The organism is Auritidibacter ignavus (genome assembly GCF_003703835.1).
GTDB classification, from domain to species: Bacteria; Actinomycetota; Actinomycetes; order Actinomycetales; family Micrococcaceae; genus Auritidibacter; species Auritidibacter ignavus.
Genome location: NZ_RDQR01000001.1, coordinates 63,011 through 85,335, shown reverse-complemented (window position 1 = coordinate 85,335; position 22,325 = coordinate 63,011). Strand labels below are relative to the sequence as shown.

21 protein-coding genes and 1 tRNA gene are annotated in these 22,325 nt (G+C 60.0%); 15 read left to right on the top strand and 7 right to left on the bottom strand.

The features are described from left to right. Window positions 1-10 precede the first annotated feature (10 nt). The 8 genes from lepB to DYI20_RS00385 all read left to right on the top strand — a co-directional run bounded on the left by lepB (window position 11) and on the right by DYI20_RS00385 (window position 7,047). On the top strand, window positions 11-757 hold the full coding sequence (gene lepB, locus DYI20_RS00420; RefSeq protein ID WP_122548673.1) for a signal peptidase I: 747 nt from the start codon (window positions 11-13) through the stop codon (window positions 755-757). Continuing rightward, window positions 757-1,479, top strand: a complete 723-nt coding sequence (locus tag DYI20_RS00415; RefSeq protein WP_122548672.1) for a ribonuclease HII — start codon at window positions 757-759, stop codon at window positions 1,477-1,479. The genes lepB and DYI20_RS00415 overlap by 1 nt, the downstream gene beginning before the upstream one ends. 112 nt (window positions 1,480-1,591) lie before the next feature. After that, window positions 1,592-1,933, top strand: a complete 342-nt coding sequence (locus DYI20_RS00410) for a DUF2469 family protein (protein WP_122548671.1) — start codon at window positions 1,592-1,594, stop codon at window positions 1,931-1,933. Window positions 1,934-2,075: 142 nt separating this feature from the next. Next, complete coding sequence (locus DYI20_RS00405; protein WP_166769828.1) at window positions 2,076-2,483, top strand: YraN family protein; 408 nt, start codon at window positions 2,076-2,078, stop codon at window positions 2,481-2,483. Further along, entirely contained in the window at window positions 2,480-4,117 is a 1,638-nt protein-coding gene (locus tag DYI20_RS00400; protein ID WP_243857349.1) for a YifB family Mg chelatase-like AAA ATPase, read from the top strand. Before DYI20_RS00405 ends, DYI20_RS00400 begins: the two co-directional genes overlap by 4 nt. Next, window positions 4,107-5,366: a DNA-processing protein DprA gene (gene dprA / locus DYI20_RS00395; protein WP_122548669.1), complete on the top strand. Its 1,260-nt coding sequence runs from the start codon at window positions 4,107-4,109 to the stop codon at window positions 5,364-5,366. Before DYI20_RS00400 ends, dprA begins: the two co-directional genes overlap by 11 nt. Before the next feature lie 26 nt (window positions 5,367-5,392). Further along, window positions 5,393-6,400, top strand: a complete 1,008-nt coding sequence (locus tag DYI20_RS00390; RefSeq protein WP_122548668.1) for a tyrosine recombinase XerC — start codon at window positions 5,393-5,395, stop codon at window positions 6,398-6,400. Window positions 6,401-6,543: 143 nt separating this feature from the next. Then, window positions 6,544-7,047 (top strand): DUF3145 domain-containing protein, encoded by a 504-nt coding sequence (locus DYI20_RS00385; protein WP_110099492.1) that lies wholly within the window; start codon window positions 6,544-6,546, stop codon window positions 7,045-7,047. Between the two features lie 87 nt (window positions 7,048-7,134). Here the strand turns inward: DYI20_RS00385 and fabF are convergent, their stop codons facing one another. The 6 genes from fabF to aceE form a co-directional block, all read right to left on the bottom strand. Beyond that, window positions 7,135-8,376 (bottom strand): beta-ketoacyl-ACP synthase II, encoded by a 1,242-nt coding sequence (gene fabF / locus DYI20_RS00380; RefSeq protein ID WP_122548667.1) that lies wholly within the window; start codon window positions 8,374-8,376, stop codon window positions 7,135-7,137. Between the two features lie 227 nt (window positions 8,377-8,603). Continuing rightward, window positions 8,604-8,849, bottom strand: a complete 246-nt coding sequence (locus DYI20_RS00375) for an acyl carrier protein (protein ID WP_110099494.1) — start codon at window positions 8,847-8,849, stop codon at window positions 8,604-8,606. Between the two features lie 85 nt (window positions 8,850-8,934). Next, window positions 8,935-9,990 carry a beta-ketoacyl-ACP synthase III gene (locus DYI20_RS00370; RefSeq protein WP_110100414.1) on the bottom strand — a complete coding sequence of 352 codons (1,056 nt, stop codon included), beginning with the start codon at window positions 9,988-9,990 and terminating at the stop codon, window positions 8,935-8,937. 4 nt (window positions 9,991-9,994) lie between these two features. Beyond that, a complete protein-coding gene (locus DYI20_RS00365; RefSeq protein ID WP_110099495.1) occupies window positions 9,995-10,933 on the bottom strand; it encodes an ACP S-malonyltransferase in 939 nt (312 codons plus the stop codon). A 125-nt stretch (window positions 10,934-11,058) separates the two neighbouring features. Continuing rightward, window positions 11,059-12,291: a PucR family transcriptional regulator gene (locus DYI20_RS00360; RefSeq protein WP_110100362.1), complete on the bottom strand. Its 1,233-nt coding sequence runs from the start codon at window positions 12,289-12,291 to the stop codon at window positions 11,059-11,061. Between the two features lie 204 nt (window positions 12,292-12,495). Then, window positions 12,496-15,246: a pyruvate dehydrogenase (acetyl-transferring), homodimeric type gene (gene aceE / locus DYI20_RS00355; RefSeq protein WP_110100363.1), complete on the bottom strand. Its 2,751-nt coding sequence runs from the start codon at window positions 15,244-15,246 to the stop codon at window positions 12,496-12,498. Between the two features lie 367 nt (window positions 15,247-15,613). Here aceE and DYI20_RS00350 point away from each other — a divergent pair, with 367 nt between their 5' ends. The 7 genes from DYI20_RS00350 to DYI20_RS00320 all read left to right on the top strand — a co-directional run bounded on the left by DYI20_RS00350 (window position 15,614) and on the right by DYI20_RS00320 (window position 21,633). After that, window positions 15,614-16,027 (top strand): DUF3052 domain-containing protein, encoded by a 414-nt coding sequence (locus tag DYI20_RS00350; protein ID WP_110099498.1) that lies wholly within the window; start codon window positions 15,614-15,616, stop codon window positions 16,025-16,027. Next, window positions 16,024-16,539, top strand: a complete 516-nt coding sequence (locus DYI20_RS00345; protein WP_110099499.1) for a redoxin domain-containing protein — start codon at window positions 16,024-16,026, stop codon at window positions 16,537-16,539. Before DYI20_RS00350 ends, DYI20_RS00345 begins: the two co-directional genes overlap by 4 nt. A 20-nt stretch (window positions 16,540-16,559) precedes the next feature. Beyond that, a tRNA-Val gene (locus tag DYI20_RS00340) sits at window positions 16,560-16,632 on the top strand. 238 nt (window positions 16,633-16,870) lie between these two features. Beyond that, entirely contained in the window at window positions 16,871-17,767 is an 897-nt protein-coding gene (locus DYI20_RS00335; protein WP_166769827.1) for a MarR family winged helix-turn-helix transcriptional regulator, read from the top strand. Between the two features lie 96 nt (window positions 17,768-17,863). After that, window positions 17,864-18,781, top strand: coding sequence for a polyphosphate kinase 2 (gene ppk2, locus DYI20_RS00330; RefSeq protein ID WP_183145565.1), 918 nt, complete (start codon window positions 17,864-17,866; stop codon window positions 18,779-18,781). A gap of 124 nt (window positions 18,782-18,905) precedes the next feature. Continuing rightward, the gene (gene gndA, locus DYI20_RS00325) at window positions 18,906-20,420 is read left to right on the top strand and encodes an NADP-dependent phosphogluconate dehydrogenase (RefSeq protein ID WP_110100365.1); all 1,515 of its coding nucleotides are present in this window, start codon (window positions 18,906-18,908) and stop codon (window positions 20,418-20,420) included. Next, window positions 20,410-21,633: an MFS transporter gene (locus DYI20_RS00320; protein WP_110100366.1), complete on the top strand. Its 1,224-nt coding sequence runs from the start codon at window positions 20,410-20,412 to the stop codon at window positions 21,631-21,633. The genes gndA and DYI20_RS00320 overlap by 11 nt, the downstream gene beginning before the upstream one ends. 10 nt (window positions 21,634-21,643) lie before the next feature. Here the strand turns inward: DYI20_RS00320 and epsC are convergent, their stop codons facing one another. After that, window positions 21,644-22,273, bottom strand: a complete 630-nt coding sequence (epsC, locus tag DYI20_RS00315; RefSeq protein WP_110099528.1) for a serine O-acetyltransferase EpsC — start codon at window positions 22,271-22,273, stop codon at window positions 21,644-21,646. Between the last annotated feature and the right edge of the window lie 52 nt (window positions 22,274-22,325).

The window sequence follows — 22,325 nt, the reverse complement described above, 5'->3', positions numbered from 1 at the left end:
TAAATCCACGATGAGCAAATTAGACAAGGACGTTGATCTGAACCAGCAGTCCGATGATGTTGCATACCAGGGTGATGACCGCCAAGACGCACCGAGCCTGGGACGTCGAATCTGGGCCAATGTGCGAGAAATCCTCATTATTGTCGTCGCTGCTCTCGTCCTGTCTTTTATCATCAAAACCTTCTTCTTCCGGGCCTTCGTGATTCCCTCCGGATCAATGGAGAACACTCTGCAAGTCAATGACCGGATCTTCGTCAACCTCATGGTTCCCGGGGTGGCCGACCTGAAACGCGGTGATATCGTCGTGTTCGAAGATACGCAGGGCTGGCTCCCGCCGGTCGACGACGACAGCAACGTCTTTGAGACTGTGTTCGAAGGCGTTGGTCTCCTCCCAAATTCCTCAGAACAGCACCTGGTGAAACGTATCATCGGCATGCCTGGCGATCACGTCACCGTCGATGTGCAGACCCGCAAGATTCAAGTCAACGGGGAGATCATTGACGAGCCCTACGTGTATCCGGGTGCCTCGGGATCCGACCAAGACTTCGACGTCACCGTGCCTGAAGGCAAGCTCTGGGTGATGGGCGATCACCGCAATGCCTCGGGAGACTCCCGGGCCCACCAGGAAGGGCCCAACGACGGATTCGTTAACGTCGATGATGTCGTCGGACGTGCTGAGGTCATTGCCTGGCCCATTGACCGGTGGGGCCCGGCAGGGTCGAATGACGAACCTTTCAACGACGTGCCTGAACCCTAATGGTTGCCGACGCTAGCTTCGCGACAGAACGTCAGCTCGCCGCCGACGAAAGTACCCACCGGCCCGACCACGGTCCCAAAGACACCATCCTGGTGGCCGGCATGGACGAAGTCGGACGCGGTGCGCTGGCTGGGCCAGTAACGGTGGGGATCAGTGCTGTTTCCCCATTCACCACGCTCCTCATCCCGGGGCTGCGGGATTCCAAGATGCTGTCTGCCCGACGTCGAGAAACTCTCTCAGACACGATTCACACATCGTGGATGGTGGGCATCGGCCACGCCGAGCCTGCAGAAATTGACCGGTGGGGAATCAACGCCGCGCTGGCGGTCGCCGGGCACCGGGCCTGGTATGACCTGGTGAGGCGACATCACCGAGTGCCCGACGTGCTAATCCTGGACGGAAAATTCAACTGGCTGTTAAGCCTGCCGGTCGAGGTCGCGGAGGAACAGCGGCATCTCCCGGATGAGCTTCGAGTACATCTACAGGTCAAGGCCGACCGGGACTGTGCGAGTGTGGCTGCCGCATCCATAGTGGCCAAAGTCTGTCGCGACCGACTGATGACCGAGGCTGACGCGTTCTACCCCGACTACGGCTGGTCTCATAACAAAGGATATGGCTCGGCACAGCATCGCCAAGCACTGCGCGACCGGGGCATCTCCCCATATCATCGGCGGAGCTGGCATCTGATTCCGGCACCACATCGTCAAGACACACTGCTGTAGTATTGGAGGAGTTGCGCAGAAAGTATTCGGCCGTCGAGCGTGATCACAGCCTCGCCGGTGTCGCAACCGCTATGCCTGCCCCGGGGTAGCCAGGATTACCTATGATGGAGATATGCACGACTCCGAGGACGATCTTGAAGAATACCATGCCACCCAGGAGCTCAACCTCTACAAAGAGTACCGAGACGTTCTGCACCTGTTTACACACATCGTTGAAACCGAACGGCGGTTCTATCTAACGAATCACGTGGAGCTCACCACAGTCGAGGACAAGGGGCAAACCTACTTCGAGATCTACATTGAGGATGGGTGGGTCTGGGATGTGTTCCGTCCGAACAGGTTTATTCATAACGCTCGCGTGGTCTCGTTCAAAGACGTCAATATCGAAGAGTTGCCACATCAGGATCTCGACGTGAGTGCGCAGGCCGGGCTGGGCCCCGAACCGTATGCCTAATCTCGTGGTGTGTTCCTGGTGGTCTTCTGGGGGCGTGGTTGTTGTCCACAGGTGTTGGGTCGTGTTGTGATTGTCCACAGAAATTCACCAGGTACTGAGCTGATTCTGCGGGAATTTCACACTGGTTGTGGAGGTGCAATCAGTGAGAAACTCTCAAACATCGCAGACACAACTAGACCCAAAACGTCACCGCGATCGCCGGTCCTTTGGTACACACGGTGAAGAATTAGCAACACAGCTTCTGGTAAAACGTGGTTACACCATTCTGGAAAGACAGTGGCGGTCACGTGAGGGCGAAATCGATATTATCGCCGTGGCTGGTGGCGACCTGGTGGCCGTGGAAGTCAAAACCCGTGGTGGGGTCGGTTTCGGTACCGGCGAGCAGGCGCTCACTGCGTACCAACTTCGTCGCATTCAGCGAGCTGTGCTGAGTTACCGGGCCCAACATCCTCAGCTTCAGTACACTCCGGTACGAGTTGATCTGCTTGCCATTACTGTGGGCACGCAACGTCAGCACGAGGCTCGGTTGTTCCAGGACGTGATGCTATGAACCCCGAATATGACAACAACCCTGCATCGGCTACCGCGGACGCGGTCCTGGACTCCATGGTGTTGAATGTGACCGAACCAGCACGCATCGGGCGAACCTACGCGATGGCGCTCAGTGGCCTGCACGGGGAACTGGTTACTGTTGAAGCAGATATCGGGGGAGCGCTGCCCGGATTTACTCTGGTGGGCCTACCCGATCAGTCACTGAACGAAGCGAAAGATCGTATTCGTGCAGCAGCGCGAAATTCGGGAATGCCGATCACCCGACGGCATCTGACGGTGAATCTCACTCCCGCTGGACTACACAAGAGCGGACCACTGTTCGATTTGGCCATCGTTATGGCAGCCTATGGCGCCGAGTATCGGGTCAACGATGAAACCGGGCCGGTGTTTCTGGCTGCTTTAGGTCTCGATGGAACCTTGCAGCACGTTCCAGGACTGCTGGCAGCGGTACTCGCTGCACAAAAGGCCGGGTTTGACACAGTTGTCGTGGCCGAGGCCTCGAAGAAAGAGGCCGAACTAGTGTCCGGGGTGACCGTGTTGTCGTATCGTCATCTCAGCGCGGTCTTGGAGGATTTCGGTGCGGCTGTCCGAAGTGAGAATTTTGATGTGTTCACCGCATCGGTCCCGGACGCAACAATGCAGGAACCTGATCGGCAGGATGAGCTGGACTTCGCAGAAGTTGCCGGGCAACACCACGCACGCTGGGCACTGGAAGTCGCCGCTGCTGGCGGGCACCATCTGCTGTTTCAAGGACCTCCGGGATCAGGCAAAACCATGCTCGCCCAACGCTTACCGACGATCCTGCCACACCTGGACGAAAAGGTCTCACTGGAAACGACCGCGATTCACTCGCTGGCCTCCTCACAGGCCAAGGTGATCGATAGCATCACCACACCACCTTTTCAGGCCCCGCACCACACTGCTTCACTAGCGTCCGTGATTGGGGGCGGAACCCGGCAGGCCCAACCAGGCGCTATCTCGTTAGCTCACGGCGGGGTGCTTTTTCTCGACGAAGCACCTGAATTTGACCGACGCGTCCTCGAAGCTTTGCGTGAGCCACTGGAAAACCGTCACATCGAATTATCCCGGCTCCGTCATAACGTCATCTATCCCGCCTCATTCCAGTTGCTTCTGGCAGCCAACCCCTGTCCGTGTGGGTGGGGATATGCCGGATCACGCCAATGCTCCTGCACATCCGCTGTCAGACGACGGTACAACGCACGACTGTCGGGACCCCTTTTGGACCGCATTGACATCCTCGTCGGATTGCACCCGGTGACATCCCGCGACCTAAACCGTCGCGGGATGCAGCCGGAGTCATCCGCCACGATTCGCCAACGAGTTTTGGCAGCCCGCGCTCGCCAAGCCGAGCGACTAAAAGGCACGGGCGTCCGCGTCAATGCTGAGATGAACCAACGCTTACTCCATCACCCGTCGCTGAGCGTTAGCCCCTCGGCTCGGGCGATACTCGACAGGAGCCTGGACCGCGGCGAGATCACCGCACGTGGGTATTCACGTATCCTCAAAGTCGCCTGGACCTTGGCCGACCTAGCAGAACAAACCCATCCCGGAGTCGACGAAATCGACATGGCCTTCCATCTTAAACTGTGGGGGAGCGAACATGACCGGTAGCCAGGGGACCTTCAGCGAGGAAGAGCTCGAGCAGATCGCCTTCGCTCGGGCTGGACTGACCCAAATCATTGAACCAGCAGATGCACTCGCCACACAGATCATCACTGTGGTCGGTCCCCTGCGTGCAGCGGAATTCGTGCAAGGGTCCGCCCCGACTCACCAGGAATGGGCGCATCTGGTGGAAGGCTTCGACGACCTCGGGCTGAGAGGAAAGAGCACGAGAAAGCTTCGCGAGATCCTGTCTCGCTGGAAAGACAAACGGGATCATTATCGTCCGGCAGCCATATTGCCAGACTTTCGGCGCAACGGGGGTGGTTTCCTCATTCCGGAGGACCACCGCTGGCCGGTCGCGCTCAACCGTCTGGATCACACCACCCCGGTGGCACTGTGGACACGAGGACCGGGGCAGATCCCTTCTCACTCACACTCGGTCGCCGTTGTCGGCAGTAGAGAAATCTCCCCGTACGGACGGAGGGTGACCGAGGAGTTCGTGAGCCTGCTCCGGCACAAACAGCGCACTATTATCTCCGGAGGCGCCTACGGTGTGGACGCCCTAGCGCATCGAACAGCCTTGGCAACAGACAGTGGCGAGAAGGCTCCCATCTCGACCATGGCCGTCATGGCCGGAGGATTAGATCAGTATTATCCATCTGGAAACCAAGAGTTGCTGGCCGATATCGCGCGCACCGGAGTGCTGATCAGCGAGCTCCCTCCTGGTGCCAGACCCAACCGGTACCGATTCTTGAATCGAAACCGACTGATCGCTGCGCTGAGCTCCCTGGTGTTGATACCGGAATCCCGCTGGAGATCCGGAGCCCAAAACACCGCTCACCATGCGCTGGAGATGGGTATTGCTGTGGCAGTCGTGCCTGGATCTATTCATTCGGCAGCCTCGGCAGGTTGCCACCGGCTATTATCCGAAACTCCAGCCGTGATCGTCTTTGATCACCACTCGCTCACTGAGATGCTGGACGATATCGGGCCGGTCACACCAGTCGTACCAGCAGATCAGGAATCTCATTGCCGGTACAGTGACGTTTTAGATCAGCAGCTGTCTTACGAACAACTCATCCTTTATGACGCGCTACCACTGCGACGCTATGCCGCAATGGACGAAATCTGTGCAGCCAGCGGGCTCAGTGCCCGCGAAGTTGCCCGGAACCTTCCGAAACTGTCTCGCGCCGGCTTAGTTCATGAACGGCACGGGCAATATCAAGCGCAACGGGTGGCCATGTCCTCGTCACAGTGAGCTCGCCAACGTGGCAGAGTAGAGGCATGAGCGGTTCCGGGCAGTCCACACTCCACATCACCGACGAACAGTGGATCGAGGAGTTTTGTGACTATCTACACTTTGAACTCAATCGGTCGCCAAATACCGTCACGGCTTACCGCAGTGATTTATACGCTTTAGCGCAGTATTGTGCGACCCAACGGGCAACACAGACCACGACGCCACAGTCCGCCGTGTTACCGGATATGGAGCTCTCAGACCTGCGAGGGTGGTTAGCTCACCTGCACCGGCAGCATCGTTCTCGAGCAAGTATCGCGCGCAAAACAGCATCAGTCCGCCGGTTCTTCGGTTGGGCCAAACGGCAGGGCCTCATTGAGCACGACCCAGCGTTACGTCTACGGACCCCCAAGAAGCAACAACATTTGCCTGCGGCTCTCACCCAAACTCAAACCAGCCAACTGTTGGACCAGATGGGAGCACCCGCTACAGAAGAAACGGGAGAACACTTAGCAGCATCCCACGCCTGCACCCCCACCCAACAGGCTGTTGAATTGCGAGATATCGCCATGATGGAACTACTGTACGCGACCGGAATGCGCGTGGCCGAACTCGCCGACCTGAACATTGCCGATCTCGACACCGCTCAGAACACCGTACGGGTCACCGGGAAAGGGCGCAAACAACGCGTCGTTCCACTGACCGAGTCTGCGCTAGACGCGACTGCCCGCTGGCGTGAACAGGGCCGACCCCACCTCGTGAAAGCCTTGACACCGGTCGATGCCCTCTTTCTGGGCGCTCGCGGTGGTCGTATCGGTGTCCGCCAGGTTCGAGAGATGGTCGATCGTCATTTACGAGCCCTTGGATCGACCTCGGCGTCAGGGCCACACATCCTGCGACACTCCGTGGCCACACACCTGCTCGATGGTGGTGCAGACCTTCGTTCCGTTCAAGAATTGCTGGGACATTCATCATTACAGACGACTCAGCTCTACACACATATCTCCATCGAACGGCTACGCGATGGATATCGTCAAGCTCACCCTCGGGCCTAAAGAATCATGGCGAACGCCGAGCTGGAGTCCTTTCAGCCAATAGTGCATAATGGAAGAGGAATGTCATTTAACGTGGCATAACAACCTCAGAAAATATTTTCCGGTCGTAGGGGAAGACGTACCAGAAAATATGGAGGGTGGTTATGTCTTTACCAATGGCTCATGGCGTGTTGTACGTCCATTCCGCACCAGCAGCGCTCTGCCCGCATATCGAGTGGGCGGTCGGCGCTGTTCTTGGTGCCCAAGAAAAAATGGATTGGGTGCCACAACCGGCCGCGCCGGGAACCTACCGCACCGAAATCAACTGGCGCGCGGAGCAGGGTAGTGGCGCAAAGCTTGCCTCATCACTGCGCGGGTGGGCTCATTTGCGCTATGAAATTACTGAAGAGGCTTCAGAAGGTTCTGACGGTTCCCGGTGGTCTCACACGCCCGAACTGGGCATTTTCCACGCCACCACCGACGTGACGGGCAACATCATGGTGTCCGAAGACCGAATTCGTTTTGCCTACGAGCAGGCGGCAGGAGAACCATCCGCGGTCTATCACGAGCTCAGCCTGGCTCTCGGGGAGGCGTGGGACGAAGAACTCGAGCCATTCCGTCAAGCAACCGACGGGGCCAATGTCCGCTGGTTGCACGAAGTCGGCTAAGTCAGCCTTCTACCCTCCTCCATACAGTTCAGCCCGGGTCCATGATGGACCCGGGCTGAACTATTCGTCGGTCTTTGTCGTGGGGCCTTAGACACTGCGGAAGGCCACGACAGCATTGTGGCCACCGAATCCGAAGGAGTTCGAAATGGCCAAGTGCTGGCCTTCAGGAAGGGTCGTTTCGTCCGTGACCACATGGAACGGGATGTCCGGGTCCTGGTTTTCCAAATTGATAGTGACCGGTGCCTGACGATCGGCCAAAGCTTTCACGGTCAACACCGATTCGATGGCACCGGAAGCACCCAACAGGTGACCGGTCTGAGACTTGGTGGCAGAGACGGGAATCTCGGAGATGCGGTCACCGAACACCGAGGCTAAGGCCAAGTACTCGGGCTTGTCGCCAACAGGCGTTGAGGTGGCGTGGGCGTTGATGTGGATAACGTCATTCGGTGAAGCCTGAGCGGACTCCAGAGCCTCCCAGACAGCGCGGGAGGCTCCCAGCCCTTCGGGCTCGGGTGCGGTGATGTGGTGCGAATCGGAGGTCACACCGGTACCGGCCAGCTCGGCATAAACGCGTGCCCCACGAGAGGTAGCGTGGTCTTCGGACTCGATCACCAGAGTGCCAGCTCCCTCACCCAGGACAAAGCCGTCACGGTCAACGTCGTAAGGGCGAGAAGCAATTTGGGGGTTGTCATTGCGCTTGGATAGCGCCTGCATGGCAGCGAAGCCGGCCACCGGCAACGGGTGGATCGCGGCTTCAGAACCGCCGCAGACCACCACATCGGCTGCCCCAGAACGGATCAGGTGCAGAGCCTGGTCGAGCGCTTCGGTGCCGGAAGCGCACGCAGACACGGTGGTGCGAGCTCCAGCTTCTGCGTTGAGCTCCAGCGAGATCATGGCCGCGGCGGCGTTGGGCATCAACATTGGCACAGTCATCGGCATCACCCGACGTGGCCCACGCTCCCGCAAGGCGTCCCAGCTCGACAGCAGTGTCCAGACCCCGCCAATTCCGGTACCGTAGGCAACCGCCAGTCGTTGCGGATCTAGCTCAACATCAGTCAACCCGGCGTCAGCCCAGGCCTCGCGGGTAGCAACCATGGCGTACTGCGTGGTGGGATCCATGCGCTTGAGCTCGACACGGGAGAGCTTGTCTGCGGGATCATCGGACAGGGTGCAGGCGAAGTGCACCGGGAGATTATATTCTTCGACCCAATCTTCTTCGATGGTGCGGGCGCCTGAGGTTCCGGCCAGAGCGTTGGCCCAGAACGTCGGAACGTCGCCACCAATAGGCGTGGTGGCACCGAGACCGGTGATCACAGCTTTGCGAGTCATGCTTTCAGCCTTTTATCTTCTGCAGGGCCGAAGACCACTGCCTTCGGCCACTAAATCGGTCGGTGTAGGTGTGTGGGCGGCCACAAGGGGCACCTATGCGACAGCCTCCGGGTGCGGCCCTAAGACGTGCCATGTCGTGAAACAGACGTGACAGGGGCATGTCTTAGGACCGCTCCAGAATGCTCATGGGTGCGATCAGCGACCGCGAGAGTGTGTCCTGGTGAGTCTTAGCTCTGAGCTTGAACGATGTAGTCGACGGCATCCTGGACGGTCTTGAGGTTCTTGACTTCCTCGTCTGGGATCTTCACGTCGAACTTCTCTTCAGCGTTGACCACGATGGTCATCATCGAGATGGAGTCGATGTCCAGGTCATCGGTGAAGGACTTGTCCAGCTGGATCTCTTCAGTCTCCAAGCCGGTCTCCTCGTTGACGATCTCAGCCAGTCCAGCCAGAACTTCTTCCTTGTTAGCCATGAGCAATACTCCTTTTCACAACGTTGGCGTGTTTGTCAGCGGTGGTCTGTCGTCAGATGGGAAGACAACCCGACGGCTCAAAGCCTTAGGGCAGTCGAACCACCTGGGCGCCGTAGACCAAACCGGCGCCAAAACCTATCTGTAGGGCCAAGCCTCCGGACAGCTCGGGCTGTTCTGTTAGCAACCGGTGCATGGCCAGCGGGATCGAGGCTGCCGAGGTGTTGCCCGCATCGGCAATGTCTCGGGCGATAGCCACGGTATCGGGCAGATCTAGTTGTTTAGCGAACTCGTCAATGATACGCATATTGGCTTGATGGGGGATGAACGCCGCCAAGTCATCAACGGTCACCCCAGCTGCGGTCAAGGCATCGTGAGCAGCATCGGACATCGACCACACAGCCCACCGGAAGACCGAGGGGCCGTTCTGGCGCAGTGTCGGCCAGAGCTTATCGTCTCGATCAACGATCTCGGAGGCATCAGCGTGCTTCTGGGCCTTTTCCAGGGCGTCGCGAACATCCAGCATCGAGTGGGTCATGTGAATGGTGTCCCATCGGGAACCATCAGCACCCCACACAGACCGACCGATGCCCGGTTCCTCGCTCGGACCCACGATCACAGCGCCGGCCCCGTCGCCGAGAATAAAGGAGATCGACCGGTCGGTCTCATCGATAATGTCAGAGAGTTTTTCGGCACCAATGACCATCACATGGTCGGCTGCTCCGGACCGGATCAGGGCATCTGCCTGGGCCACACCGTAGCAGTAGCCAGCACAGGCGGCTGAAATGTCGTAGGCCGGAGCCGGGTTGGCGCCGATGTTGTCGGCGACCTTGGCTGCCGCTGAGGGGGTCGCGAAGGGGAAAGTCACTGTGGAGATGATGACCGCATCGATTTGGTCACCGGTCATTCCGGCCGATGTCAAGGCGTCTTCGGCTGCGGCGGTGGCCATATCAACCACGGAGGTCTCAGCATCAGCGCGGTGGCGGGTGATGATCCCGGTGCGTTGCCGAATCCATTCGTCCGAGGAGTCGATAGGCTCAACGATATCGTCGTTGGGGACCACCAAAGTGGGACGGTAGGCGCCGACTGAGAGAATCCGGCTACCTGCTCGAAGAGCCGATTGCTTCAGGGTCACTGTACTCATCTGATCATCCTTCAACTGCAGCACCGAGGTGCTCGGCGATAAATTCTTGGGCGGGTTCGAGGTCCTCGGGTGTCTTAATAGCCAGAGTCTTGACGCCCTTCAGCCCGCGCTTGGCGAGGCCGGTGAGGGTACCGGCGGGCAACAGCTCGATCAGTCCGGTGACGCCGGCATTTCGCAAGCTCTCCTGGCACAGATCCCACCGCACCGGGCGGATCAGCTGGGACACCAGTCGGTCCAGTACCTCTGTGCCATCCGTGACTTCTTGGCCATCGCGGTTGGACAACAGGCGCACGGTGGGATCGGCGGGAGACAAGGTGTCGGCGAAGTCATGCAATCCGGCCACGGCTGGTTTCATGTAATCGGTGTGGAACGCTCCGGCGACCTTCAGCGGGATGACCCGGGTTTTATCGAGCGGGTCATCGGCCAGGGCCTGGAGATTTGCTTCGGCACCGGCGGCCACGATCTGGCCACCACCGTTGACATTGGCCGGGGTGAGGTCGTGGGCGCGGATATGGGCGCTGACCTCCTCCGGGTCACCGCCAATCACCGCGGCCATGCCGGTCGGGGTCGTCGCAGCAGCTGTAGCCATACCAGCGGCGCGGACCTTGATGAAATTCAGGGCGTCGGATTCGGTCAGCACCCCGGCCAGGGCACTGGCGGTCACTTCACCCACGGAGTGTCCGGCGGTGATCCAGCCGGAGGGATCCAGACAGCTGAGGTTCAGGGCGCGTGCGGTAATCAGTCCGGCAGCAACAATCAGGGGTTGGGCCACGGCGGTGTCTTTGATGGTCTGTTCATCTGAGACCGTTCCGTGGGCGAGCAGATCAATGCCGGTTGCCTCAGAGTAGGTGCCCAGACGTTCGCGGGTATCCCCCAGTTCCAGCCAGTCTGTCAGGAATCCTGGGGTTTGAGAACCTTGTCCGGGGCACACAATTGCAAGCATAGATTCAACTCTCCCAAACTCGACGACGATTCACAGGCGAGACACAGCACGAAGCTCACACCACACTATTGTAGGAAACCTACAAACCACGGTCGAGGTATCAATGTCGGCCGAGTGCGCGGTGATCAGTATTCACGCGATGTATTCGCCTCCATGAGTCTACCGGTTGCCAGCGCAATTTGTAGGACATATGCATCTCGAGGGTTCAGGGGATCTTTGCCAGTTAGCTTCGCGATCCGACGTAAGCGGTACCGAACGGTATTGACGTGAATGAACATATCGCGGGCGGTGGCTTCCAAGGAGTGACCCAGCCGTAAATAGCTGTCCAATGTTGAGATCATGGCCGCGCCGGCAGTTTTCAGCGGCTGGTAGTAGAACCGCACGAGCAGTCGTTGGGCTCTGGCGTCACGGTTCAACACGCGTTCTGCTAACAGCTCAGAGGCCGCAATCGGGCGCTGGGCCCCCGGGTAGGCCGGAGCCGCGTGGAATCCGGCGATCGCTTCGTGGGCGGCGTGGTGGACCTCGCGGAGTGAATCAACCGGGGAGGAGTAAATCACGGGACCGTCTCCAAAGAAGGGCGTGAACCGTTCGATGAGGTCGTGACGTCCTTCTGCCGAGCCCAGCACGAGGAGCATTTGCTCGGAGAAAACACCCACCAAGGCCTCCACGCGGGCCCGGGTGGCGGTTTGGCGTAGCTGCGGTAGGACCGCCGGTTGGTTTTCCGACGGGGTATTACCGGCGATTACCAGGATGCCACTGGTGGCCCGCCAGCCCAGGGCGGCAGCTCGTGATTGGATTTCTTCGGGGTTCTCACCGCGCAGCACCGAGTCGAGTAGTAGTGCTTCCAGACGGGTGTCCCAGGCTCCGCGCTTCTCGGCAGCCCTGGCGTAGACGTCAGCCAAGGCGAAGGCGATCTCTCGGGAGTAACGCAAGACCGCTTCTCGGATGGTGCTCCGGTCGGATTCGGCGACCGCGGTGGGCAGGTGAGTTTCCACCGTGTCCAGGATGGATCGCAAGAGCTGGGAGGCTCGTCGCAAATTCACGGTACGAGACAGTTCCACCGGTGCATTGGCGAACACCGATGCGAGCACCCGGTTCATCTGATTAGCCGGGCGGGGCTGGTCGGTGGCGAACCAGTCGATGAAGGCCTGCAAGCCTTGTTGGGCGATAGCTCCCAACGAGGCACGTTGTTCGGCTTCCAACTCGCGATACCAGCTCAAATCGGTTTCCAGCTGCCGCAAGATGCTGGTTTTCAACACGCCGACCTGGCTGGAGAGCTCTTTGAGGGCTTCCTCCGACAGCGTCGGTGGTCGTCTCGCAGACGATTGGTGGTCGGTCTCGTTGGTGTTCTCACGCATGAGTTTGAGTTAGGTGATGTGGTGTCTGTGCTATGTCTGTGCGGTTGCTGATCGGGACGGGTGCCGGAACCGAATAAATCGGTGCCAACGGCGGATCTGCGTCTTCCCAGACGGGCGTGCCCCGGTCTGCGCACGACAGCTCGGTGGCCACCACGGCAGTTCCGGGGCACAACGCCGGGGAAGTTCGCGCAGGGCAGGGGCTTGTTAGGCGTCTCCTCCGGCGGTACCGGTGGTGCCGGCAGCGACATCATCAATCCGGTACTGGGCGAAAGCCTGGGCGGTCGTGCCCTCGGGCACCTCGCCAGTGGCTTCGAGTTCCTTCAGAGCGCGCACCACGGTTGAATGAGCGTCAATCGTGAAGTACCGACGTGCCGCGGCCCGAGTGTCGGCAAAGCCGAAGCCATCAGCGCCCAACACGGCGAACCGGTTGGGGATGTAGGGGCGTAGCTGGTCGGGCAACAGGGTGACGTAGTCGGTGGTGGCCACGATCGGACCGTCGACGTCCTGGAGCACCTGGGTGATATATGGCACCTGGTCCTGCTCATCGGGATGCATAAAGTTGTAGTGCTCGGTGGCCACGGCCTCGCGACGTAGCTCCGTCCAGGACGGCACCGACCACACATCTGCGGAGACCCCCCAGTCATCAGCCAGCAACTCGGCGGCTTCAATGACCCAGGGCAGGGAGACACCCGAGCCGAAGAGGTTGACCTTCGGGCCACCGTGCTCCGACACCGAGTAACGGTAGATACCCTTCAGCAACGACTCGACGTCGAGGTCTTCGGGCTCTTCGGGGTGCACGATCGGCTCGTTATAGACGGTCAGATAGAAGAGCACGTCACGGTCCAGCGGATCCCCGTCGTGGTCGCCGTACATCACATCCAAACCGTGGCGGACAATGTGGGCGATTTCGTAGGAGAACGCCGGATCGTAGTGGCGGACCGCCGGGTTCGTGGCAGCCAGGATCGGGGAATGGCCGTCCATGTGCTGAGTGCCTTCACCGGTCAGGGTAGTCCGACCGGCGGTAGCCCCAATCATGAAACCACGGGCCAGTTGGTCGGTGGCCGCCCACACCAGATCCCCGGTGCGCTGGAATCCGAACATCGAGTAGAAGATGTAGATCGGAATCATGATCTCGCCGTGGGTGGCATACGAGGTACCCAAGGCGGTCATCGCCCCGGTGGCACCGGCTTCGTTAATACCCACGTGCAACAGCTGGCCCTGGCTTGATTCCTTATAGGACAGAAACAGGTCGCGGTCTACGGCCATATAGTTCTGCCCGCGCGGGTTGTAGATCTTGGCGGTGGGGAAGAAGGAGTCCATCCCGAAGGTGCGGGCCTCATCGGGGATGATCGGAACGATGCGCTGACCGATATTCTTATCGCGCATGATATCCCGAAGCAGACGCACGAAAGCCATCGTGGTCGCCACTTCTTGCTTGCCGGAGCCCTTCCGCGCGTGCTTGTACAGCTTCTCATCGGGCATCGCCAGCTGATCGTAGTTCTCTCGACGCTGTGGCAAGAAACCACCCAGTGCCTCACGGCGCTCCATCATGTATTTGATTTCCGGAGCGTCCGGTCCTGGGTGATAGTAGGGCACGTGGTACGGATCGGCCTCGATCTGCTCATCGGAGATCGGGATCCGGTGACGGTCGCGGAAGACCTTGATGTCCTCCACGGTCAATTTCTTCATCTGGTGGGTTGCGTTACGACCTTCGAAGTGGGTGCCCAGACCATAGCCCTTGATGGTGTGAGCCAAAATCACCGTGGGCTTGCCCTTGAACTTCAGCGCGGCATCATAGGCGGCGTAGACCTTCTTATAGTCGTGACCGCCACGCTTCAGGCCCCAGATCTCATCATCAGACATATCGGCAACCAGTTCCTTGGTGGTCGAAGACCGACCAAAGAAGTGTTCGCGCACAAAGGCGCCATCTTCGGCTTTATAGGTCTGGTAGTCGCCATCGGGGGTTTCATTCATGATGCGCACCAGTTCGCCGGTGTCGTCGGCTTCTAATAGCGGATCCCATTCACGACCCCACAACACCTTGATCACGTTCCAGCCGGCACCGTGGAAGTAGGCTTCCAGTTCCTGGACGATCTTGCCGTTACCGCGGACCGGGCCGTCGAGACGTTGCAGGTTGCAGTTGATCACAAACGTTAGGTTGTCCAGCTTGTCGTTGGCTGCAATATGCAAAGCACCGCGGGATTCAGGCTCATCCATTTCGCCATCGCCCAAGAACGCCCACACGTGCTGCTCCGAGGTGTCTTTAATACCCCGGTTGTGCAAGTAGCGGTTAACCTGGGCCTGCTGGATTGCATTCAGTGGGCCGATCCCCATCGACACGGTGGGGAACTGCCAGAAGTCCGACATCATCCGCGGGTGAGGGTAGGAGGGTAGCCCGTGGTCGCCCTTTGATTTCTCCTGGCGGAACCCATCTAGATCCTCTTCGGTCAGCCGGCCCTCGAGAAAGGCTCGAGCGTAGTTTCCCGGGGAGGAGTGGCCCTGGAAGAAGACCTGGTCGCCACCACCGGGGTGATCGGGTCCGCGAAAGAAGTGGTTCAAGCCCACTTCGTACAGGGTGGCCTGGCCAGCGTAGGATGAAATGTGGCCACCGACCTCGATGCCTTCACGCTGAGCGTGCTGGACAATCATGGCAGCGTTCCACCGCAAATAGTTACGGTACCGGCGTTCCAGTTCTTCATCGCCGGGATAATCCGGTTCCTGGTCCGCCGGGATGGTGTTGACGTAGTCGGTGGTGGTCACCATGGGAATAGACACCGACTTGGAGCTAGCCCGCTGCAAAAGATTGCGCATGATGTACTCAGCGCGTTCGGTGCCCCGTTCCTCGAGCATTCCGTCAAAAGATTCGATCCAGTCCTGTGTCTCTTGGGGATCCTTATCCGGAACGTTGTCGGTCAATCGATTGCGGATGTGGGAACTTTCTTCAGCTGCGCTCACGTCGTGAACCTCTCTTCATCGGTGGTATCGCCACCACATTGGGTTGCGTCATCACGGTGACCAGATCGCAGACCGGTGGGTGTGCGAGCTGGTGCTGATACTTTCGAGAATACCGCGTGCAGCGGAGTTCAGACACGCTCAGGACGCGATCGTTACCTGTCTCACGGTCGCCATCGAGCCGGTCAAAACGGTGTACGAACGGGTAACGACAGCATGTCGAGGCAGTAACGTTGGGCCCAACCGTAGCGACCGAGCGTGGCATTGTTGCTAACGTCACCGGCGTCGATATGCTAGAGATACTGACTAACGCCGGAACCGGGCCGATTCGGTTCCGGCTGTTACCCTCACACATCACAAGGAGCGTGTCGTGAACCAATCGGCCGGCCTCGTTGAGGCCCTGGGCCTGTCCGTGGGCGATATTGTTCAAGAACTGGGATGGGATGACGATATCGACTTCCAGTTTCGCAACGGTTTGGAAGACGAACTCGGCGAGCCACTGTTGGCCGAAGATGACCGCGAACCGGTCGAGGCCGTTTTGCTGTGGTGGCGATCCGATGAAGGCGACGCTCAAGATCTCGCCGATGCTCTCGTCGATGCCCAAACCAATCTGGCCGAAAACGGCGCCATTTGGTTGTTGGTGCCCAAACCGGCACAAGAACTCCATGTGCCGCCGTCTGATATTGAAGAGGCCTGCCGCTCGACCGCATTACGTCGCACCTCCCAGGCGGGAGTGTCTGACAGCTGGTCAGCCACTCGGCTGGAAGTCGCCTCACCGCTGTGAGCTCGCCCGGTGCCCTGTCGGCACGAGACCAGTACGGCCAGAGGTGGTCCTCTCCGTTCCTGGCACCCGAGAGAACCGAGTGTTCGTTGGCGGGGGTGTGGCTGTATTTTCTTCCCGGCGCGTTTACGCCGGTGTGCTCCCGCGAGTTGACCGCCCTTCCCACACTGGTCACCCAGCTGAGCGAAACCAGGGTGGGACTGCGTGTGGTGGCGGTGGATTCTGTGGCCGTGCTCCGGGTGCTAGCCGACCAGCTCTGGGGCGCGGATGATCCCGCCACGGGGTCGGCGGGTCCCATACCGTTACTATCTGACTTCTGGCCACACGGCGCGATTGCCGAGAGCTTCCAGGCGTTTGATCCCGCTACCGGTAAGCCATTGCGACACAGTGTGCTACTGGATCGCGCTGGTGTCGAACGAGCCCGCGTGACCGGTAGCGCGCTCCAGCCCCGGGAACACACCGAGCACCTGCGGTTGGCTCAAGAGCAATTTGGCGAAACTCCACCGCTGGGTTAGGATAGTCTGCGTTATTCTTCGGGTCTTTAGCTCAGCTGGTAGAGCAACTGGTTTACACCCAGTAGGTCATCGGTTCGATCCCGGTAGGACCCACTCTGTGCTGAATGTGTTAGCCAACCGTCCAGATCGCCACGGTGCGAGGGTGGTTGAGAACTCCGGGCGATGAACCACGTGGTCCAGGTGGTTTTATCGCCTTTTTTGTGTTCTACGTCGTCCATGATCTGAATTACTTGCGGGTATATAATGAATTGTTCCGACATAACGGGAAGTTGTCAGACCGAGACGTGAGATGCCGCGTACTCAGGGAGCGTGCTCAAGGGGGCCGGTGGCCATGGGAAAACTCAACGCTGTACAAAAGTACTTCGGCTACCAGATGCGACGATTGGATGGCCGGTATCTCAGGATCTGGAACGAGGTGATTGACCTCGATCTCACGCCCGTGCAGTTCTCCGTGTTGCTATCGGTGCAACGGCTCTGCGAACTCGACGATCAGCCCGTCGACCAGCACGCTGCTCTGGAGGCAACCGGCGTGGAGCGAGCCCAATCCTCGGAACTGTTTCGTCGCCTGGAAGACACCGGTTGGGTCACCCGGCACCCCGATCCCCACGATGGGCGACGACGGACGATCTCGTTGACCGGCCCAGCCAAGATTGCCACGGAACAACTGAAGACCTCGGTCCAGGTGGTCCAACACCGGCTGTTGGATCCGTTGAATCCCGAAGACGCCACGTGGGTGATCGACCAGTGGCGCATCATTGGACGACTGACCGAGGATGACCTGTCCTGGTCCTACCCCGGAGATATGGTGCGACGGGTCTTAGACCGCCACGCAACCCTGTGGTCTCGTAGCGTGGAGTGGAACCACTACAAACCCGAGGAAATGTGCGTGCTGGTGACGGCCGGTTTGCATCCGGGCATTTCCCAAACTGAGTTGGCACGCCACGTGGGGTTGGACCGATCCACCACCTCGGCAATTGTCACCCGGCTGGTGAAAAATAAGCACGTGGTGCGTCAAGTGGCTGAGCACGATCACCGAGAGCGTGCTGCGGTGATCACTGAGCAAGGTAACGAATTCGCCACGCAGCTATGTGACCGGATCACCAAGACCGGCCGGCGGATGACCCGTGCGTTGAGCAAGCGCGACCGAGAACGGCTCCGCGATTTGCAGTGGCGTGTGGTGGAAACCGAAAACCGAGAACTGTTCACCGCGGATTCACGTGACCGTTAGTCGGAGCTTGACCGAGCGGTTATATTGACGGTGGTGGTGGGTTCGACGCCGAGTGCACCACAGCAATCTTGACCCGTACCAGAGGAGACAACGACCATGCTGGAAATGTTGGAACCGGATTCCCCGCGCCAGAATCTACGTGAATTTATTGACGCCATGCGCGAGGGCGGGTACACGGTCTCGGACGGTCACACCCCCGACCCCGATCTGATTGATCCTTTGGGTAAGGCCGTCGACACCTGGCGCGAAAACTACCCGTATGAGGAACGCCTGACTCGTGAAGAATACGAGCTCGAGAAGTACCGGCTCCAGATCGAATTGCTGAAACTGCAGTACTGGACCCAGGACACCGGGCAACGCCACATTATCGTTTTTGAAGGTCGCGACGCTGCGGGTAAGGGTGGCACGATCAAGCGCTTCACTGAGCACCTCAACCCTCGTGCTGCTCGAGTGGTGGCGCTGAATAAGCCCACCGAAGTTGAATCGGGCCAGTGGTACTTCCAGCGCTACATCAACCACTTTCCCACCGCCGGGGAGATGGTGTTATTTGACCGCTCCTGGTACAACCGCGCCGGTGTGGAGCGCGTGATGGGCTTCTCCACCGACGAGCAATACAAGACCTTCATGAACCAGGTGCCACTGTTCGAGAAAATGCTGGTGGAAGACGGCATCCACCTGACCAAGTTTTGGTTCTCGGTCACGCAGACCGAACAGCGCACGCGGTTTGCGATCCGTCAGCTGGACCCGGTGCGTCGCTGGAAGCTGTCGCCGATGGACTTGGAAGCTTTGGACCGGTGGGAAGACTACACCGAAGCCAAAGAAAAGATGTTCATGCACACCGACACCGACCACGCCCCGTGGATTACCGTCAAATCCAATGACAAAAAACGCGCCCGTCTGAACGCAATGCGCTACTACCTTTCCCAGTTTGACTACGACGACAAAGACTACGATGTCGTCGGTGAACCCGATCCGCTGATCGTTCAGCGTGGCCGGGATGCCGTGGGAGACTAATCGTCGACCAGAATCCTCGCTGCGGCTCCCGCTTCCAGGACGGGACACCACCCGGGCGCTAGACTAAACGGGGACGGTCCCCGCCCCGACCGACGCTTTCGCCTGCCAGGAAAGGATCCTTTCGATGAGTGCGGAACCCACCGAGACAGCCACCGAGTCCTCCCCAGAGCCACGCGCCGATATTGCGGTCACCGGTCTGGCAGTGATGGGTGCCAACCTTGCCCGCAACTTCGCTCGCCACGGCTATGTGGTCGCTGTCCACAACCGATCCGCCGAACGCACCGAGTCGTTGCTCGCCGAGCACGGTGACGAGGGCGAATTTGTGGGGACCGAAACCCTGGCCGAGCTGGTCGCTGAGCTGAAGCGCCCCCGTCGGGTGCTGGTCATGGTCGCTGCCGGTGCGGTGGATGCCGTGATCGCAGAGCTAGCTGAACTCCTGGAGCCCGGGGATGTGGTGATCGACGGTGGCAACTCCCACTACCCGGACACCATCCGTCGCGAACAGGCCCTGGCTGAGCGGGGCCTGCACTTCGTGGGAGTCGGCGTTTCCGGTGGGGAAGACGGCGCACTGAACGGCCCGGCCATCATGCCCGGTGGCCCCCCGGCCTCCTACCAGAGCCTGGGCCCGATGCTCGAAGACATTGCCGCTGACTTCCAGGGCGACCCGTGCTGTGCCTGGATCGGCCCCAATGGGGCCGGCCACTACGTGAAGATGGTGCACAACGGGATCGAATACGCCGATATGCAGGTCATCGGTGAGGCCTATGATTTGATGCGCCAGGTCGCCGGCATCTCACCGGCAGAACAGGCCGAGATTTTCGCCACGTGGAACACCACCCAACTGGAGTCCTACCTGATCGATATCACCGCCCAGGTTCTGGGCCACATCGATGCCACCACTGGCAAGCCCCTGGTGGATGTCATCGTTGACAGTGCGGGACAAAAAGGCACCGGTCGCTGGACCGCGATCTCTGGGCTGGACATTGGCTCCGGAGTCGCCGCGATCGCTGAGTCCGTCTTCGCCCGTACCGTCTCGTCACAGCGTCAGGTACGAGCCCAAGCCCAGCAGCTTCTCTCGGCCGGGGCTGAACCGGTGACCATTGACGACCGGGAGGCTTTCATCGACGATGTGGCCCAGGCACTATATGCCTCCAAGCTGGTGTCTTATGCCCAAGGCATCGACATGCTCACCACCGCGGCAGCCACCTACGACTGGCCATTGGATATTGGCACCATCGCCTCGCTGTGGCGGAATGGTTGCATCATTCGCGCCCGGTTGCTCGACGAGATCATGCAAGCCTATGGCGGACGCGATGTGACCCGGCACCCCGATCCGCAGAATTCCGGAGCCGGGGACTACCCGGCAAACCTGTTGTTCGCCCCGAAGTTCACCGAAGCGATCACCGCAACTCTTCCGGCCTGGCGTCGTGTGGTCGCCACCGGTGTGGCGGCGGGTGTGCCGGTCCCGGTGTTCTCCTCGGCCCTGGCCTGGTACGACCAGATGCGCGCCGAGCGACTGCCAGCGGCACTGACTCAGGGCTTGCGCGACTACTTTGGCGCCCACACCTATCAGCGCGTCGACCGCCACGGGTCCTTCCATACCCTGTGGTCCCAGGACCGTTGCGAGATTGAGCAGTAGCCACACACCGCCTGCACCTTACCGGCGCGCACGGGCCGCCACCGCCGTGTTGTTTCTGACCAACGGGGCCCTGTTCGCCAACCTGTTGCCACGCTACCCGGAGATCAAAGACTCGCTAGGACTCAGCGACGGGGTCTTCGGTATTGCCGTCGCCGCGTTTCCCGCCGGAGCGATCCTGTTCGGACTCCTGGCCGCCCGGCTCGTGCGGGCTTTCGGGTCCGGGCTGATTGCCGCGGTCTTTACCGCACTGGTGGCTGTTGGTCTGCTCGGAGCGAGCTTGGCCCCCAGCCTCTGGGTGCTCATGCTGTGTCTGCTGATTGCCGGTGGCGCTGATGCGGTGGCCGATGTTTCCCAAAATGAGCACGCCTTGCGTGTCCAAGCCGGATACCACCGGTCCATCATCAATTCCTTGCACGCGGTCTGGTCGCTGGGTGGGGTGCTGGGTGGGGTCATGGCAGCCGGGGCAGTGGGGCTCACCCTCCCGCTACCGGTACACCTGAGCCTCTCCGGGGCGATGTTCACGCTGGCGGCTGTTGGGGCCTGGTGGTGGATGCTCCCACGCCAACACACCGGCACTGCACCCGGGCAGGTATCCATCGAGAGTCACCCGACACCGGGGAAACGTTGCCGCCTGCCGATCCGCTGGTCGAGCCTTGGATTCCTGCTGGTGCTGGTCTTGATCGGCAACACCGGGACCATGGTTGAAGACGTCGGGAACTCCTGGGCGGCCCTGTATCTCTCCGAGGAACGTGGCACCAGCCCCATCGTGGCAACTATGGGGTTCACCACGCTGATCACCGGCCAACTGATGGGCCGGTTGGTCGCCGACCCGCTGATTAACCGCTTCGGGCTACGCCCCATCCTCAGCCTGGGTGGTGCATTGATCGGGCTCGGGCTCGGTGTCGCGTTGCTGTTCCCATCGGTCTGGGGCACCATCCTGGGAGTCGGCATCGCCGGATACGGCTCCGCGGCTCTGGTCCCCGGCGCCTACGATCAAGCCCACCGTATCCCGGGCTTACCCGAAGGAACCGGCGTCACCCTCGTGTCCTGGCTGATGCGGATTGGCTTTCTCATCACCCCACCGGTGGTCGGTGCACTCGCCGAGGTCAGCGAGCTACGCTGGGCGCTGCTGGTGGTTCCCGCTGCCGGAGTGCTCACGATGTGGTTAGCCCGGTGGATCCCGGACACGCAGACGGCTGGGGCCCGAGCCTAGGGCAAGGTCCTTAGATCCACAGGGCCGGGTCGACGTACTCTGCCGGGTCGACGGCCGGCTTATTTTCCTGCGGTGATTTCCGAATACGCGCGGTGGCCGGTACACCGGTGGCAATGGCATTATCGGGAGTATCTTTGACGACCACCGCGTTAGCACCCACCGCAGTGCCCGCCCCAATCTCCACCGGGCCGAGGATCTTAGCGCCAGCACCGACGACGACACCGTCATGCAACGTGGGGTGGCGCTTGACCTTCTCCAAGGACTGTCCACCAAGCGTCACACCGTGATACAGCATCACATCGTCACCGATCTCCGTGGTTTCGCCAATCACCACGCCCATGCCGTGGTCGATAAAAAACCGCCGACCAATCGTGGCCCCCGGGTGAATCTCGATACCGGTCAGCGCCCGGTTGATTTGGGACAGCAGGCGAGCAGGAAGTTTGAGGTGCTCGTGTTGCCAGGCTTTATGGGCAAGACGGTGCATCCATATGGCATGGAGCCCCGAATAGGCCAACGCGACTTCAACGGAGCCCCGAGCCGCGGGGTCATGGTCCTTGACCGCCTGGATATCTTCGACAACGCGACGGGTAATACGTGAGAGAAAGCCCACTGAGCTCAGCCTTTCGGTGCGAGTTTCCATCATCTGCTGACCGCGAACGGGGTCAGGCATCTATCAACAACACGTGAGTTTA